This is a genomic window from Curtobacterium uvaldense, assembly GCF_028307415.1.
Classification (GTDB): Bacteria; Actinomycetota; Actinomycetes; order Actinomycetales; family Microbacteriaceae; genus Curtobacterium.
The window spans coordinates 92216-108190 of record NZ_JAQMHU010000006.1 but is presented as its reverse complement, the minus strand read 5'-3'; the positions used below and the strand labels follow the sequence as shown (position 1 = coordinate 108190).

Annotated in this window: 15 protein-coding genes; 13 read left to right on the top strand and 2 right to left on the bottom strand. The window is 71.8% G+C overall.

The genetic code is table 11. The features are described 5' to 3' along the window. Positions 1-7 precede the first annotated feature (7 nt). Complete coding sequence (locus PIJ49_RS05590) at positions 8-1012, top strand: tyrosine recombinase XerC (RefSeq protein WP_271826051.1); 1005 nt, start codon at positions 8-10, stop codon at positions 1010-1012. 72 nt (positions 1013-1084) lie between these two features. Here the strand turns inward: PIJ49_RS05590 and PIJ49_RS05585 are convergent, their stop codons facing one another. Beyond that, positions 1085-1699 (bottom strand): M23 family metallopeptidase, encoded by a 615-nt coding sequence (locus PIJ49_RS05585; RefSeq protein ID WP_066654815.1) that lies wholly within the window; start codon positions 1697-1699, stop codon positions 1085-1087. 387 nt (positions 1700-2086) lie between these two features. Between PIJ49_RS05585 and PIJ49_RS05580 the strand changes: the two genes are divergently transcribed. From PIJ49_RS05580 to PIJ49_RS05535, 10 genes are all read left to right on the top strand, one after another. After that, complete coding sequence (locus PIJ49_RS05580) at positions 2087-3526, top strand: sugar porter family MFS transporter (protein WP_066654813.1); 1440 nt, start codon at positions 2087-2089, stop codon at positions 3524-3526. Positions 3527-3885: 359 nt separating this feature from the next. Further along, positions 3886-4794, top strand: coding sequence for a 30S ribosomal protein S2 (gene rpsB, locus PIJ49_RS05575; RefSeq protein ID WP_066654811.1), 909 nt, complete (start codon positions 3886-3888; stop codon positions 4792-4794). Between the two features lie 80 nt (positions 4795-4874). Continuing rightward, the gene (gene tsf / locus PIJ49_RS05570; RefSeq protein ID WP_066654809.1) at positions 4875-5702 is read left to right on the top strand and encodes a translation elongation factor Ts; all 828 of its coding nucleotides are present in this window, start codon (positions 4875-4877) and stop codon (positions 5700-5702) included. A 155-nt stretch (positions 5703-5857) separates the two neighbouring features. Then, positions 5858-6577, top strand: coding sequence for a UMP kinase (gene pyrH / locus PIJ49_RS05565; protein ID WP_058729969.1), 720 nt, complete (start codon positions 5858-5860; stop codon positions 6575-6577). Positions 6578-6622: 45 nt separating this feature from the next. Further along, positions 6623-7177, top strand: a complete 555-nt coding sequence (gene frr / locus PIJ49_RS05560; RefSeq protein ID WP_066654807.1) for a ribosome recycling factor — start codon at positions 6623-6625, stop codon at positions 7175-7177. Beyond that, the gene (locus PIJ49_RS05555; protein WP_081984918.1) at positions 7177-8187 is read left to right on the top strand and encodes a phosphatidate cytidylyltransferase; all 1011 of its coding nucleotides are present in this window, start codon (positions 7177-7179) and stop codon (positions 8185-8187) included. The genes frr and PIJ49_RS05555 overlap by 1 nt, the downstream gene beginning before the upstream one ends. 72 nt (positions 8188-8259) lie before the next feature. Continuing rightward, complete coding sequence (locus PIJ49_RS05550) at positions 8260-8808, top strand: DivIVA domain-containing protein (RefSeq protein WP_200884098.1); 549 nt, start codon at positions 8260-8262, stop codon at positions 8806-8808. Positions 8809-8868: 60 nt separating this feature from the next. Next, positions 8869-9849 (top strand): aggregation-promoting factor C-terminal-like domain-containing protein, encoded by a 981-nt coding sequence (locus PIJ49_RS05545; RefSeq protein WP_271826050.1) that lies wholly within the window; start codon positions 8869-8871, stop codon positions 9847-9849. A gap of 14 nt (positions 9850-9863) precedes the next feature. Then, entirely contained in the window at positions 9864-10169 is a 306-nt protein-coding gene (locus PIJ49_RS05540; RefSeq protein ID WP_251159688.1) for an Rv1322 family protein, read from the top strand. Further along, positions 10166-10894, top strand: coding sequence for an alpha/beta hydrolase (locus PIJ49_RS05535; RefSeq protein WP_209682241.1), 729 nt, complete (start codon positions 10166-10168; stop codon positions 10892-10894). The genes PIJ49_RS05540 and PIJ49_RS05535 overlap by 4 nt, the downstream gene beginning before the upstream one ends. A gap of 177 nt (positions 10895-11071) precedes the next feature. Here PIJ49_RS05535 and PIJ49_RS05530 read toward each other — a convergent pair whose 3' ends face one another. Next, positions 11072-12919 carry a coiled-coil domain-containing protein gene (locus PIJ49_RS05530; protein WP_066654799.1) on the bottom strand — a complete coding sequence of 616 codons (1848 nt, stop codon included), beginning with the start codon at positions 12917-12919 and terminating at the stop codon, positions 11072-11074. Positions 12920-13104: 185 nt separating this feature from the next. On the opposite strand from PIJ49_RS05530, the gene PIJ49_RS05525 reads away from it, so the two are divergent. Further along, positions 13105-14844: a DUF8094 domain-containing protein gene (locus tag PIJ49_RS05525; RefSeq protein ID WP_271826049.1), complete on the top strand. Its 1740-nt coding sequence runs from the start codon at positions 13105-13107 to the stop codon at positions 14842-14844. Next, entirely contained in the window at positions 14841-15875 is a 1035-nt protein-coding gene (locus PIJ49_RS05520; protein ID WP_271826048.1) for a tetratricopeptide repeat protein, read from the top strand. The genes PIJ49_RS05525 and PIJ49_RS05520 overlap by 4 nt, the downstream gene beginning before the upstream one ends. Positions 15876-15975: the final 100 nt, after the last annotated feature.

Here is a 15975-nt window from a genome sequence, read left to right as displayed (position 1 = left end):
GGGGCCCGTGGCGGAGCAGACGGACAGGCGACTCGTGGCGGCGGTGGAGTCGTTCCTCGACCACGTCCGTGGCGCCCGGGGTCTGAGCGACCAGACCGTCCGTGCCTACGCGAACGACCTCGACCAGCTGGTGCAGTTCGCCGACGAGCGGCGGATCGCCGCCACCGCGGACCTCGGTCTCGAGGTGCTCCGCGACTGGCTGTGGGAAGCGGACCGACGCGGGCTCGCCCGGTCCACGATCGCGCGCCGGTCGTCGTCGGTGCGGGCGTTCACCCGCTGGGCCAGCGAGACCGGTCTGCTCGACACCGACCCCGGCGCCCGGCTGCGCGCGCCGAAGGGGGCGGGACACCTGCCGCGCGTCGTGTCGACCGACCAGGTCCGGACGGTGCTCGACGGACTCGCGGCTCGGGCGGACACGGACGACCCTGCTGCGCTCCGCGACCTGGCGGTCGTCGAACTGCTCTACGCCGCGGCGATCCGGGTGAGCGAGCTCGTCGGCATCGGCGTCGAGGACGTCGACCGAGACCGCCTGACCGTGCGAGTGCTCGGCAAGGGCGGCAAGGAACGGGTGGTGCCGTTCGGCGTGCCCGCAAGGGACGCGCTCGAGGCCTGGCTCGGACGGGGTCGCCCGGTCCTCGCTGCGCGCGCTGCCGAGCGGTCACCGGCCCCCGCCCGGCAGTCGGACACCTCCCCGCAGCCGGACCCCTCCGAGCAGCAGGTGCAGCGCTCCGGCGGGCCCGCGCTCTTCCTCGGCGACCGGGGTGGCCGACTCGGGGTCCGCAGCGTGTACCGGGTGGTCGCTCGAGCGCTCGGAGACCTGCCGGGCGCGGGTCCGAGCGGGCCGCACACCTTCCGGCACACCGCGGCGACGCACCTGCTCGACGGGGGAGCGGACCTCCGGGCCGTGCAGGAGCTCCTCGGGCACGCGAGCCTCGGGACGACGCAGATCTACACGCACGTCTCGTCCGCCCGGCTCCGGGAGGTCTACCGAACGGCGCACCCCCGCGCTTGACGGCGAACGGCCGGGCGGGAGTCCCGACGCCGTTCCGCCGCACGGCCTCGCGGCCTCGCGGCCTCCGGCACGTCACCCCGGCCACGCCGACTCCGGGAGCAGGACCGGCCAGGCAGCCGGCGACAGGAACCGCAGCGGATCGACGTAGCGACCCTCGACCCGTGCGCCGAGGTGCAGGCACGGATCGGCGGCGGGACAGTGTCCGACCGTGACGACACCGACCACCATCCCCTGCTGGACGGCGTCGCCCGTCGCCACCGAGGGTTCGACGGAGTCCAGCGTGCTCACGAGGCCCTCACCGTGGTCGATGGTCACGACGCCCCTGCCGGCGACCTGCCCGGCGAACGACACCGTGCCGTCCGCCACCGCGACCGCAGGGGTACCGACGGACGTAGCCAGGTCGATGCCGCGGTGACCGGGCGCGTAGTCGTCCGCGGGTGCCTCGAACGGTCGGACCACCTCGCGCGTGCCCGTCGGCCAGACCCACGGCGCCGGAGCGACGTCCTCGCTCGCCACGATCGTTCCGGCCGAGCGGCCAGCCTCGTCGGACGTCGCCGGGTGCCCCGACAGGAGCGCACTCGCGAGCGCGACCACGAGCGGACCCGCGAGTGCGACCAGGAGTGCGACCGCGAGGACGAGGAGCCCACCCGGCCGCCCGGGCCGAGGGAGGAGCGGTGACCGTCTCATGTGACGAGGGTCGTCGAGACGCGCCCGGGCACGGGCGGCGGCGGGCCGATCTGGGGACGGTGCCCGCTGCCTCCAGGGCTGTGCAGGGACGGCTGTCGGACGGCGCCGCGCCACACCACGTCCTCTCGCGGTGCCGGCTGCGACACGACACGCGTCGATCGACGCGTGCAACGTCGGCGAACCCGTGCGATCCACGGCGACCCCAGAACGCGTCCACCCCGCATGCCCCGCCGCGCCGCCGCGCCGCCGCGCCCCGATGTGCCCCGCGAGCCGCCAGCGAGTACAGTCGGGGCCGCTCCGGAACACGCAACGCCGCTCGGACGGCGAACCAGCCGACCGCCGGGGCACCGTGCGCCACCCAGCACGGCGGCAAGAACCTGGAGCACCGTGTCGAACACGTCCACCCAGCACGGCGAGGACCGTGCGTTCAAGGGGAAGGTCACCCTGTTCGCCATCGCGGCGGCAGTCGGCGGCTTCCTCTTCGGATTCGACTCCTCCGTCATCAACGGAGCCGTCGACGCGATCAAGGGCGAGTTCGGCCTGTCCGAGGCCGCCAGCGGCTTCGCGGTCGCCTCCGCGCTCATCGGCTGTGCCTTCGGTGCCTACTTCGCCGGTCGCCTGGCCGACCGCTGGGGCCGGACGCGCGTCATGTTCTGGGCAGCGGTGCTGTTCTTCGTCAGCTCGATCGGCTCCGCCTTCGCGTTCGCGACCTGGGACCTCGTCATCTGGCGTCTCGTCGGTGGCCTCGGCATCGGTACCGCGTCGGTGATCGCCCCCGCGTACATCTCCGAGGTCTCCCCGAAGGCGATCCGCGGCCGACTGGCGTCCTTCCAGCAGCTCGCCATCACGCTCGGCATCTTCGCCGCCCTGCTCTCCGACCAGCTCTTCGCGGTGACCGCCGGTGGCGCCTCGGAGCAGGTCCTCGGCCTCGCCGCCTGGCGATGGATGTTCCTCGTCGGTGTCGTGCCGTCCGTCGTCTACGGCGTGCTCGCGATCACCCTGCCGGAGTCCCCGCGCTTCCTGCTCTCGAAGGGCCGTGCCGACGACGCCCGTGAGGTCATGGGCAAGATCGTCCCGCGTGACACCGTGAACACGAGCCTGGAGGAGATCCAGGACGGCATCAAGAAGGAGGCCAACGAGAAGAAGGGCTCCATCCGGGGCAACCGCTTCGGCCTGCAGCCCATCGTCTGGGTCGGCATCATCCTCGCCGTGCTGCAGCAGTTCGTCGGCATCAACGTGATCTTCTACTACTCGACGACCCTCTGGCAGGCGGTCGGGTTCAAGGAGAGCGACTCGTTCCTCATCTCGACGATCACGTCGATCGTCAACGTCGCCGTCACGTTCATCGCGATCTTCACCGTGGACAAGCTCGGCCGGAAGCCGCTGCTCGTGGCGGGCTCGTCGGGCATGTTCGTCTCGCTCACGATGGTCGCGATCGCGTTCTCGCAGGCCACGATCGTGGACGGCGCGCCGAGCCTGCCCGGCTCCTGGGGCATCATCGCGCTGATCTTCGCGAACCTGTTCGTGGTCTCCTTCGGCGCCACCTGGGGTCCGCTCATGTGGGTCCTGCTCGGCGAGATGTTCCCGAACCGCATCCGCGCGACCGCGCTCGGTGTCGGCTCGGCCGCCAACTGGATCGCGAACTTCGTGGTCACGATCTCGTTCCCGGTGCTCTCCGGCTTCAACCTGACGGTGACCTACGGCATCTACGCCCTGTTCGCCCTGCTCTCGCTGTTCTTCGTCATCGCGAAGATCCCGGAGACGAAGGGCCGCTCCCTCGAGGAGATGGGCATCACGGCAGAGGGCGACACGGTGTCGGCGAAGTAGCGTCCACCGGCGTCACCACCTGACGGGAGGCGCAGTGCGGGTCGGACCCGCACCGCGCCTCCCGTGCGTCCCGGCTCCGTCGTGTCCGGCGACGGCCTGGGCGTCCGGACCTGCTAACATTGCGACCGCAGCGCGCTCCGGCGCGCTGACTTCGCGCGTCCACAGTGCTCGTGCAACAGCAGTGCTCGTCCAACAGCAGTGCTCTCGCCACGACACGTTCCGCGGCCACCGGTCCTGCTCTCACGAGCGGGCGGCCGCGCGGACAGGGCGCCAGGGGTCACGGCCACCGGTCGCGACCGACACAACCGCAACCGTGCGCACGGCCGAACAGTCGTGTGCCGAGAACAAGGAGGGACGGCATGGCCGTCGTCACCATCCGCCAGCTGCTCGACAGCGGCGTCCACTTCGGACACCAGACCCGTCGGTGGAACCCGAAGGTGAAGCGCTTCATCCTCGCCGAGCGCTCGGGCATCCACATCATCGACCTGCAGCAGTCGCTGGCCTACATCGACCGCGCGTACGACTTCGTCAAGGAGACGGTCGCGCACGGTGGCACGATCCTCTTCGTGGGCACCAAGAAGCAGGCGCAGGGCTCCATCGCCGAGCAGGCGACCCGCGTGGGCCAGCCGTACGTCAACCAGCGTTGGCTCGGCGGTCTGCTCACGAACTTCCAGACGGTCTCCAAGCGCCTCGCGCGCATGAAGGAGCTCGAGGAGATCGACTTCGACGACACGACGAAGGGCTTCACCAAGAAGGAGCTCCTCATCAAGAAGCGCGAGCTGGACAAGCTCCACAAGACCCTCGGTGGTATCCGCAACCTCACGCGGACCCCGAGCGCGCTCTGGGTCGTCGACACCAAGAAGGAGCACCTCGCGATCGACGAGGCGCAGAAGCTCGGGATCCCGGTCATCGGCATCCTCGACACCAACTGCGACCCCGACGAGATCACCTACCCGATCCCGGGCAACGACGACGCGATCCGCTCCGTCGGTCTCCTGACCCGCATCGTCGCCGACGCCGCGGCCGAGGGCCTGAAGACCCGCCACAACGGCGGGGACGAGGAGACGGCCGAGCCGCTGGCCGAGTGGGAGCAGGAGCTCCTCTCCGGTGAGCAGGGTGGCGCGCAGGCCGCTCCGGCAGCCGAGGCCGCCCCCGCAGCCGAGGCTCCCGTCGAGGAGAACGACGCCGACGCGCAGGTCGCCGCGAAGGAGATCGGCGAGCCGATCGCCGACGAGGCCAAGAACGCCGAAGCCACCTCGGCCGAGTAGTCACCGGGGGCGCCGGGCCGGTCGGCTCGGCGCCCCTTCCCTCTCTCTCCACAACACCAGTCCAGAAAGGACTCCAGTCAATGGCCAACTACAGCCTTGCTGACGTGAAGAAGCTCCGTGAGGACCTCGGGGCCGGCATGATGGACGCGAAGAACGCGCTCGTCGAGGCCGACGGCGACTACGACAAGGCCGTCGAGCTGCTCCGCATCAAGGGCGCGAAGGCCGTCGCCAAGCGCGACGACCGTGCGACCTCCGAGGGTGTCGTCGTCGCGACGACCGAGGGTGGCGCCGCCACCGTCGTCGAGCTCGCGAGCGAGACCGACTTCGTCGCGAAGAACGAGAAGTTCACCACCCTCGCCGACAAGGTCGTGGCCGCGGTCGCCGCCGCCGGTGCGTCCGACGTCGAGGCCGGCAACGCCGCGCCGCTCGACGGCAAGACCGTCGCCGAGACGATCGACGAGGCCGCCGCCGCGCTGGGTGAGAAGCTCGCGCTGCGCACCGTCGTCCGTGTCGAGGGCGACGCCTTCGAGGTCTACCTGCACAAGACCAGCCAGGACCTGCCGCCCCAGATCGCCGTCGTCATCGCCTACGCGGGCTCCGACGCCGCCGAGGCGCGGTCGATCGCCCAGCACGTCGCGTTCGCGAACCCGACGTACCTGACCCGCGACGAGATCCCGGCCGAGGCCATCGAGAAGGAGCGCGCGACCGTCGAGGCGATCACGCGCGAGGAGGGCAAGCCGGAGGCCGCCCTGCCGAAGATCGTCGAGGGTCGCCTCAACGCGTACCGCAAGCAGGTCGCGCTCCTCGAGCAGGACTACGCGAAGGACAACAAGCTGTCCGTCGCGAAGGCCGCCGAGAACGCCGGTCTGACGATCCAGGGCTTCGCCCGCGTCAAGGTCGGCGCGTAACGAACCCGTGACGGGGCTCGGAACCACATCGGTTCCGGGCCCCGTTTTCTGCGCGCTGCGACACGCGCGGAGCCGGCCGGGAGGCACGACCTCCTCCGCCGGACCGGCTGCGGCCGGGTAGATTCCCACGAGACATTCGACGAAGGGTGCGCCACATGACGAACGAGAAGACCGGACGCCGCCGGGTCCTGCTGAAGCTGTCGGGGGAGGCGTTCGGGGCCGGGTCCCTCGGGGTGAACCCGGACGTCATCAGCACCATCGCCAAGGAGATCGCGCAGGCCGCGCAGGACGTCGAGGTGGCCATCGTGGTCGGCGGCGGCAACTTCTTCCGCGGTGCCGAGCTCTCGCAGCGCGGCATGGACCGCGGTCGTGCCGACTACATGGGCATGCTCGGCACCGTGATGAACGCGCTCGCGCTCCAGGACTTCCTGGAGCAGGCCGGAGCGGCGACCCGGGTGCAGTCTGCGATCAGCATGACCCAGGTCGCCGAGCCGTACATCCCGCGGCGCGCCGAGCGGCACCTCGAGAAGGGGCGCATCGTGATCTTCGGCGCCGGTGCGGGCCTGCCGTACTTCTCGACCGACACGGTCGCCGCCCAGCGTGCGCTCGAGATCGACGCGCACGAGGTCCTCGTGGCCAAGAACGGCGTGGACGGTGTGTACACCGCCGACCCGAAGAAGGACGCCACCGCCGAGAAGCTGCACCACGTCACGTACCAGGACGCCCTGCTGCAGGGCCTGAAGGTCGTCGACGCGACGGCGTTCTCGCTCTGCATGGACAACGGCATGCCGATGCACGTCTTCGGCATGGAGGGCGAGGGCAACGTCGCGGCCGCCATCCGCGGGGAGCGCATCGGCACGGTCGTCAGCAACTGACCCGCACGCTGACTAGACTCGACGCAGTACCGAAGGAGAACCACCGTGATCAGTGATGTCCTGACCGAAGCCACCGAGAAGATGGCGAAGGCCGTCGACGTCGCCAAGGACGACTTCGCGACCGTCCGTACCGGACGCATCAACGCCGCCCTCTTCCAGAAGATCCCGGTCGACTACTACGGCACCCCGACGCCGCTCGCCCAGCTCGCGTCGCTCCAGACGCCCGAGGCACGCACGCTCATCGTCACGCCGTACGACAAGTCGGCCCTCAAGGAGATCGAACGCGCGATCGCGACGTTCCCGAACCTCGGCGCCAGCCCGTCGAACGACGGCGAGATCGTCCGCGTGACGATCCCGGAGCTCACGCAGGACCGCCGCAAGGAGTTCGTGAAGCTCGTGCGCGGCAAGGGTGAGGACCACAAGGTCGTCATCCGGAACATCCGTCGCCGCGCGAAGGACGACCTCGACGCGCTGAAGGGTGAGATCTCCGACGACGAGATCGCCCGCGGCGACAAGGACCTCGAGGCCCTGACGAAGAAGCACGTCGACCAGATCGACGACGCGCTGAAGAAGAAGGAAGCCGAACTCCTCGAGGTCTGATGCGTCTCCCCGAGCCGGGCGGCGACCGCCCCACAGAACCGCGCCCGACCGGAGCAGCCCCGACCACGAAGAAGGGGCTCCGTCAGGACTTCGATGCCCGTGCCCGTGCGGCTCGCGCCGACTTCGAGGCGCAGCTCAAGCAGCGCAAGGCGGACTTCGGCGCGCGCAACGAGGCACTGACCGCCCGCACCGGCCGCAACCTGCCGGCCGCGATCGCCATCGCCCTGGCGTTCGCGGTCGTCATGCTGGGGTCGCTCCTCATCTGGAAGCCGGCGTTCATGGTCGTCGCGGCCTTCCTGCTCGGGGTGGCCGTCTACGAGCTCGCGAGTGCGATGCGGTTCGCCGGGCGCGACGTGCCGCGCATCCCGAGCGTGGCCGCGGCCGTCGTCATGGTCCCGGCAGCGTTCCTCGGAGGGCAGGTCGCAGCGCTGTTCGCGATCCTCGGCGGCATCGTCCTCATCGCGGTCTGGCGGCTCGTCGAGGTCGCGATCGCGCGGGAGAAGCCGCCGGCCGGTCACGTCGCCCGCGACCTGACGAACGGTCTGTTCGTGCAGGCCTACATCACCCTGCTCGGTGCGTGCATCGTGCTGCTCTCGGCCCAGCCCCGCGGTGAGCTGTGGGTGATCGCCTTCATCCTGGTGGTCGTCGCCGTCGACACGGGTGCGTACGCCACCGGGCTCAACCTCGGCAAGCACCCGATGGCGCCGCGGATCAGCCCGAAGAAGACCTGGGAGGGCTTCGCGGGATCGGTCGCCGCGAGCATCCTGGTCGGCATCGTGGTGACCTGGCTCATGCTCGGTCTACCCTGGTGGACCGGCATCGTCCTCGGTGTCCTCATCTCGGGCTCCGCCACGCTCGGCGACCTGACCGAGTCGATGATCAAGCGCGACCTCGGCATCAAGGACATCTCGTCGTTCCTGCCCGGGCACGGTGGGCTGCTCGACCGCATCGACAGCATCCTGCCGTCGTCGGCCGTGGCCTACGTGTTGTTCCTGGTGGTCGTCCACTGACCTGAGCGCCCGACGCCCTGTCGGACCGCGCGTCCAGGTGGCGCCATGGTCCGGTGCTGGCAGAATGTCGCCGTGGCCACGACCTTCCCCTCCGCAGACCGCAAGTCCCTCGGGTACGACGTCGACGAGGTCGAGCGGTTCCTCGAGGACGCCCGTCGTGCGTACACCGCCGGCGACACCGCTCCCGGCATCGAGGCGGCGAAGATCCGCAGGACCGCCTTCTCCATGCGCAAGGGCGGCTACTCCACGGCACACGTCGACGCCGCGCTCGAGCGCCTCGAGGACGCCTTCGCCGCTCGCGAGCGGGAGCGCGAGATCGCCGAGACGGGTCAGAAGGCCTGGTACGCCGAGGCCCGCGCCAAGGCGTCGGACGTCGTCGCGCGACTCGAGCGTCCCACCGGGCAGCGGTTCGCACGCACCAGCCCGCTCGGCACCGGCTACCACCCGAAGGACGTCGACGTCTTCGCGGAGCGGCTGGCGGGCTACTTCCGCGACGGCAAGCCGCTCAGCCTGACCGAGGTCCGGTCGGTGGTGTTCCGCCCGAAGCACGGCGGCTACCGCGAGGCGCAGGTGGACGCGCTGCTCGACGCGGTCGTCGAGGTCATGCTCGCCGTCCGCTGACGACGCGCGGGACACCGGTGCTTCTCTTCCCGTGACCGTTCCGTTATCCTGGACCCACTCATGGGCAGGCACACGGCAGACCTCAGCTTCGACCGCGGTACCCGCGAGCACCTCGACCGTCCGGTCGTCGGTGAGCGCCGCGCGGCACGCGACCGACTCCGCACGACGGGGCACTCGGTCCTCCACGCGACCCCGCGGGTCGAGACGGCAGCGCTGCCGTCGACACCGCTGGGCGCACCCGTGACGGCGCCGACCCCGGTCGCGACGTCCGCCGCACCGGCGACCGCTCCGGTCCTCGTCCGCGGACCGATCGCACCGACCGGTGCTGCAGACCCGCGCATCGTCCAGCAGCGACGCGCGGTCGCCGCACCGGCGAAGCCGAAGGCCGCCCGGACCCTCAACTCGTTCATGCGCGGACGCGCGACCATCCCGACGCTGTCGTTCTTCGCCGTCTTCGGCTTCGTCGGCGGCTCGCTGTTCAACCCGATGCAGCCCGACGTCGCCCAGGCCGCCGTCGTCGCCCCGGTGCTCGTCAAGGCGCCCGTGGAGCCGCAGCAGTTCACGGCACACGGCACGTACGCCGCGTTCGACGTGACGCGCGACGGCTACGGCGTCACGCTGCCGAAGCCCAAGGTCGAGGAGAAGCCGGCCGAAGCCACCGACGACCAGGCCGACCCGGCAGCGAAGAGCACGGCCGTCACGCCGTCGAACACGCTCGCGGCGACGGCCGCGACGCCGAACCCGGGCAGCGCGCAGGAGATCGCCCAGCAGATGGTCGCCGCACGCGGCTGGGGGAGCGAGCAGTTCAACTGCCTCGTGTCGCTGTGGAACAAGGAGTCGGGTTGGCGCGTCAACGCGTACAACCCGAGCGGTGCCTACGGCATCCCGCAGGCGCTGCCCGGCAGCAAGATGGCCACGGCCGGTGCGGACTGGCAGACGAACCCCGCGACGCAGATCACCTGGGGTCTCAACTACATCTCCGGCGTCTACGGCACCCCCTGCGGCGCGTGGGGCCACAGCCAGTCCTACAACTGGTACTGATCGGCAGTTCCGGGGTGCCGCGCAGCAACCGACCGCGGCGACCCCGTGGTCGTGGTCCCGAGCCGACCGAGGACGAGACCGGTCTCGACCGCCTCATGAGTTCGTGGAGGCGGACCGAGGTCCGTCGCGGTCGTACCTTCACCGTGCAACCGGTGTCCGCGGCGTCCGCACAGAAGGAGTACGTCTGTCCGGGCTGCGGCCTGGCCGTGCTGCCGGGTGTCGCGCACGTGGTGGTCTGGCGCGCGGACGGTGTGCTCGGGGACGACGCCGACCTGGCGTCCCGCCGACACTGGCACAACCACTGCTGGAGCATCGCATGAGCACCGAGATCCGCTCGAACACCGAGCTCCCCGCCCGTCGTACCGACATCGAACTGGTGACGGACGACCACCTCACCCTCGTCGGCGAGCTCGCCGAGCCGCTCGACCGGCCCGCGCGGGGCACGCTCGTGACGCTCCACCCGCTGCCGACCGCGCACGGCTTCATGGACAGCCACGTGCTGAAGAAGGCGGCCTCGCGCCTGCCCGCGTTGGCGGACATCGCGGTGCTGCGGTTCAACTTCCGGTCGGTGACCTCGCCACGGGGCACGTCCGAGGGCGTCTTCGGTGACGGTGAGTCCGAGGGCTTCGACCTCCGCGCCGCCGTGCAGGAGACCGTCGCACGCGGACTGCCGACCCCGTGGCTCCTCGGCTGGTCGTTCGGCACCGAGGTCGTCCTCAAGCACGGCCTCGAACACGTCGCCGCGGGGAACGTCGCCGGCGTGGTGCTGCTGTCGCCCCCGCTGCACCGGACCTCGGACGACGAGCTCCGACGCTGGGCGGACGTGGACGTCCCGGTCGTCGCGCTGGTCCCGGAGCACGACGACTTCCTGCAGCCGGAGGACGCGGTCCGCCGCTTCGCCGTCGCGCCGAACGTGCGGGTCGTCCCCGTCGCGGGCGCGAAGCACCTGTGGGTCGGGGAACGGTACGTCCGCACGGTCCTCGACGCCGTCGCGGACCTCGTGGTCCCGGGCAGCGCGCCGCTGCCGACGCACCTCGACGACTGACCACACGGTCGGCGTCGCGACCGGGCTGACGCCACCGACCGGTCAGGGCCGGACGGCGACCGTGCCCCGCGAGCCGACCGTCCCGGGTGAGCGGCGAGCGTTACGGCTGGCGCGGGGGGACGCGACCCGGCCCGGAGGCGCGCGGTGCGCCTCCAGGCCGGGTCGCGGATGCCGTCCTCAGCGGGCGGTGGCGTCCTCGTCGAGGGCCTCGTCGTCCGCCGGCCGGCCGGCCGCCACGGGGGACTCGTCGAGGAGCCCGGTGGCGTGCGTGAGCACGCCGCGCAGGTTCTCCAGGTACCCGGCGACGGCGTCGCGCTCGGTGCGGATGGCGGCGAGCCGGTCCTCGGACTCGGCGATCGCCGCGGCCGACCGTTCCTCGGCCTCCGCGATCATCCGGTGGACCCGCTCCTGGGCGTCGCTGACGATGGTGCGTGCACGTTCCTGTGCCTGCGCGGTGCTCGTACGCTCGAGGTCGTCGGCCTCCTGCTGCAGCCGCTCGGCGCGCTCCCGCGCCTCGGACGCGCGGCGGGTCGCCTCGGCGAGCTGCAGGTTGGCTTCGTCGAGGTACTTCTGCGTCTCGGCCACCGTCTCCTGGTGCTTCTGCAGGTAGTCCTGCTCGGCGTCGTCACGGCGGGCGGCGAGCTCGGACTCGAGCGCCGCGCGGGCCTCGTCGCGTTCTCGGGCGATCGCCGTGCGGACCTCGTCGCGTTCCTGCTGCAGGTCGGCGCGCACCGTGTCGACCTCCTGCTGCAGCGCCGTGCGCTCGGCCTCGAGGTCGGAGAGCTCGGCCGTGCGGCGGTCGGCGATCTCGGTGTCGACCTCGGCGTGCTCCCGCTCGCGGCGCGCAGCGAGCTCGTCGGCGTGCTCGCGAGCGGCGCGCTCGGCGGCGGCGTCGGCCTCGGCGCGCTCGCGTTCGAGGCGGGCGCGGTGCTCCTCGAGTTCCGCGGCGATGCGGGCAGCGGTCTCCTCCACCAAGCGTGCGTTCTCGGCCCGGGTCTGCTCCTCGTCGACACGGAGCTGCGCACGGGCGGCCTCGAGCTCCTGGTCGAGGGCGGTGCGGGCCTCGGCTGCCTCGCGCTCCCAGCGTGCGCGGGCGGCACCGAGTTCGGCGTCGAGCTCACGACGACGGTCGCTGGTCTCCGCCTCGAGTGCGGCCCGGCCGCGCTCGACCTCGGACTCGAGCTCGGCCCGGCCGGTCTCGAGCGCGAGCTCGTGCGCTCGGCGCTGCTCGTCGCGCTCGCGCTGCCAGGCAGCGCGGCCCTCGGCGACCTCCCGCTCGAGGGCGGCGCGCCGCGTGGTCTCCTCGCGGTCGAGGTCCGCGGTGCGCCGGGCGTGGTCGGCCTCGAACACACTGCGTCGGTGCTCGGTCTCACGGTCGAGGTCGGCAGCGGCGCGACGGGCGTCCTCGGCCGCGCGCTGCGCGTCCTCGCGCAGCTCGGCGACCTCGCGCTCGACACGGGCACGCAGGGCATCGGTCTCGCGGATGGCGACCGAGCGGACCTCGGCGGCCTCGGTGACGGCTGCACCCCGGACGGCGGCGGCCTCGTTGCGGGCGTCCTGGGTCAGCAGGCCGGCCTCGGCACGGGCACGCTCGATCGTGTCGGACGACTCGGCCCGGGCGCGGGTGAGCTCGTCGGTCGCACGGGAGCGGGCGTCCTCGAGGGTCTCCGACGCCTCCTGCCGGGCTTCGCGGAGCAGACGCTCGGCCTCGTGCCGACTCGATGCGCGGAGCCGCTGGGCGTCGATGTCCGCCTGGCTGATGAGTCGGGTCGACTGCTCCTCGGCCACGCGCAGGGTGGACTCGAGGCGGGTGCCGAGCCCGCTGTAGGTCGGGGTGCCGGCCTCGTCGAGCTCGCCCTGCAGGTCCGCGACACGCGCCTGCAGGAGACGGATCTCCTTGGCGGCCTCGGCGCGGTCGGTGTTCGACTTGATGAGTTCGCGGCGGAGCTCGTTCACCGAGCGGTCCACCTCGTCGCGGCGGTACCCGCGCAGCTCGGTCCCGAACTCGGCCTCGTCGTTCGCCACGTGTTGCTCCTGGGGGTCGGCGGAGGGCCAGCCCTTGGCCCGCGGACGAGTCTAGTGGCGGCCCACCGGTGCCGACTGAGCCCGTGGACAGCGGTGGGGGATGCGATGTCCAGGGTGCCTCGCTATCCTGGAGCGCTGTTTCGCGCGCCGATCCCCCCACCCCCGGCGCGGTAGGGAGAAGATCCGTGCGATTCGTCCTGGCGATCGTCAGTTTCGTCATCGGTCTGCTGCTCGTCGGTCTCGCGGTCGGGCAGCGCACCGTGTTCGCGCCACCCTCGTCGCTCGTCGCGGAGTCGTCGAGCGCGGCCTCGGCCCCGGTGACCGTGATCCCGGGGTCGACGCTCAACGCGAACCCCGGGTACCAGCGCATCGACGTCTCGGGTTCCGGGACGGTGTTCGCGGCCTACGGCAGGACCGCCGACGTCGACGCGTGGATCGGTGACGCGAAGCACACCACCCTGCGCTTCGACGCCGAGCAGGACCGCCTGGTCGGCCGCACGACGGGATCGGCCGACTCCGTGCCGGACCCGAAGGGCAGCGACCTCTGGTACCAGGAGTGGGACGGTGCGGGGCGGTTCACCGTCCGGTTGCCCGCCGACGTCTCGGTCGTGGTGCTCGCCGACGGGTCCGACGCCGCGCCGACCGACGTGTCGGTGACCTGGCCGCGGGACACCGCGACGCCCTCCGTCGGTCCGCTCCTCGTCGCGGGCGGACTCTTCCTGGTCGGTGGCGTCGCGCTGCTGGTCTGGGCGTTCCTGCACCAGCGTCGTGGTCGTGGTCCGCGTCGCCGCAGCGGTGGGTCGCGTCCGCCGCGCGTGCGGGCGTCGCGTCGTGCAGCCGCCGCGGGGGCACAGGTGCCGGTCCGCGGTCGTCGTGGCCGTCGTTCCCTGGTGGCCGTGCCGATCGTGCTCGTTGGGGCGCTCGGTCTCGCGGGCTGCTCGTCGGACTACTGGCCGCAGGGCGGTGGCTCCGGCGCCACCCCGACGCCGACCGCCTCGGCCACCGGCGCCGCGGACTCGACCGAACCGACCGCTGCGACCGAGCAGCAGATCCGCCGGATCGTCGAGCGGGTCGCCGAGGTCGCGTCGAAGGCCGATGCCGACCGTGACGCGACGCTGCTCGAGACCCGCTTCACCGGGGCCGCCCTCGACTTCCGCAAGGCGAACTACGCGATCCGCGAGAAGGACACCGACGTCGAGACGCCGCCCGCGATCTCGGCCGGTCAGGTCTGCGTGGCACTCCCGCAGCAGACCGACAGCTGGCCGCGCACGATCTTCACGGTCGTCGCCGAGGACTGCTCCGCGAAGACCGCTCCGCAGGCCCTCACCCTGGTGCAGGACAGCGCGCGCGACGACTACAAGGTCGCCTACGACGTGTCGCTCGAGGCCGCTGCGGAGATCCCGAGCCTGGCGCCGACGTCGATCGGTGCGGCACGGCTCGCCGGGGACACGAAGCTCCTGCGCATCGCACCCGACGACATCGCGGCCGCGTACGGCGACGTGCTGGCGAAGGACTCCGACAGCGACTCCGCCTCGCTCTTCGCCTCCGACGGCGACGGTCTGCGCTCGACGATCGGCAAGGCGTACAAGGACAAGAAGGCCGAGTCGCTGCCGGACACCGCGAAGATCGAGTACTCGTCCGAGGTGCCCGACGACGGCGCCGTGGCGATCGCCACGGACGGTGCGGGTGCGCTCGTGTCGGCCTCGCTCGACGAGGTCGAGAAGGTGACCCCGACCGCGGCCGGCGCCGAGGTCAACACCGAGGGGGCGGTCAAGGCCCTCTCCGGCGTCGACTCGAGCACGAAGGGGATCAGCGCGACGTACAGCGTCCAGCTGCTGTTCTCCGTGCCGCCGGTCGGCAGTGATGAGAAGGTGGTCCTGCTCGGGTTCACGCAGGGCCTGACCGCAGCGAGTGAGGTGCAATGACCAACGTCCCCCCGACCCCGTCCGGTCTCCGCGGAGCCGTCGACCTGTCGTCCCTCGTCGACCGCGCTCAGCGGCCGACGCAGCAAGCGGGTGCTCCCGCCGGAGGCCCGGGCGCAGCCGCGGGCACCGGCGGCGCCGGCGCCGCTGCCGTGCCGGGCGGCGTCCCGGCGACCGGTGCCGGTCCCGATGCCGACCTGACCGTCCCGTCGCTCGTCATCGACGTCACCGACCAGAGCTTCCAGGACGTCCTGCAGCTCTCGTCCGTCGTCCCGGTGATCGTCGACATCTGGGCGGAGTGGTGCGGGCCGTGCAAGCAGCTCTCGCCGATCCTCGAGCAGCTGACCGCGGAGTACGACGGTCGCGTGGTGCTCGCCAAGGTCGACGCGGACACCAACCCGCAGCTCGTGCAGGCGTTCCAGGCGCAGTCGATCCCGACCGTGGCCGCCGTGATCGGTGGTCGGCCGCTCGGACTCTTCGTCGGCGCGCTGCCCGAGGCGCAGGTGCGCGACGTCTTCGAGCAGGTCGTCGCCGCTGCCGAGCAGAACGGCGTGACCGGTCGGGTCACCGTCGACGGCGCTGCCGAGACGGAGCCCCAGGGCGAGCCCGCTCCCGAGCCGCTGCCGCCGCACCACCAGGCAGCGTACGACGCCATCGAGCGGGGCGACTACGCCGCCGCCGTGCAGGAGTACAAGACCGCGATCGCGCAGGACCCGAACGACCAGATGGCCGTCGCCGGGCTCGCGCAGGTCTCGTTGCTCGACCGGTTGAACGGTCGCACGGCCGACGAGCTCCGCAGTGCCGCGGCCGCGGCGCCGCAGGACGTCGAGGCACAGATGGCCGTCGCCGACCTGGACGTCAGCGGAGGGCACGTCGAGGACGCCTTCGGGCGGCTGCTCGACCTGGTCCCGACGGTGTTCGGTGCGGACCGCGAGACGCTGCGCGTCCGGCTCGTCGAGTACTTCGAGTTGATCGGGGTGGACGACCCGCGTGTGGCCGCGGCACGGCGCCGTCTGGCGAGCGCACTGTACTGATCGACGCACCACCGTCGGCCGGTGCGAGACGCCGGCGTCAGTGCGAGACGCCGCAGGAACCACGAGACGCCCCCGGGAACGGGGGCGTCTCCTGTGTTCG

Bases quoted from the DNA above. Each gene is read 5' to 3' on its own strand.
- PIJ49_RS05585 (WP_066654815.1), bottom strand. From the start codon at position 1,699: ATGAGACGGTCACCGCTCCTCCCTCGGCCCGGGCGGCCGGGTGGGCTC.
- rpsB (WP_066654811.1), top strand. From the start codon at position 3,886: ATGGCCGTCGTCACCATCCGCCAGCTGCTCGACAGCGGCGTCCACTTC.
- tsf (WP_066654809.1), top strand. From the start codon at position 4,875: ATGGCCAACTACAGCCTTGCTGACGTGAAGAAGCTCCGTGAGGACCTC.
- pyrH (WP_058729969.1), top strand. From the start codon at position 5,858: ATGACGAACGAGAAGACCGGACGCCGCCGGGTCCTGCTGAAGCTGTCG.
- PIJ49_RS05555 (WP_081984918.1), top strand. From the start codon at position 7,177: ATGCGTCTCCCCGAGCCGGGCGGCGACCGCCCCACAGAACCGCGCCCG.
- PIJ49_RS05545 (WP_271826050.1), top strand. From the start codon at position 8,869: ATGGGCAGGCACACGGCAGACCTCAGCTTCGACCGCGGTACCCGCGAG.
- PIJ49_RS05535 (WP_209682241.1), top strand. From the start codon at position 10,166: ATGAGCACCGAGATCCGCTCGAACACCGAGCTCCCCGCCCGTCGTACC.
- PIJ49_RS05520 (WP_271826048.1), top strand. From the start codon at position 14,841: ATGACCAACGTCCCCCCGACCCCGTCCGGTCTCCGCGGAGCCGTCGAC.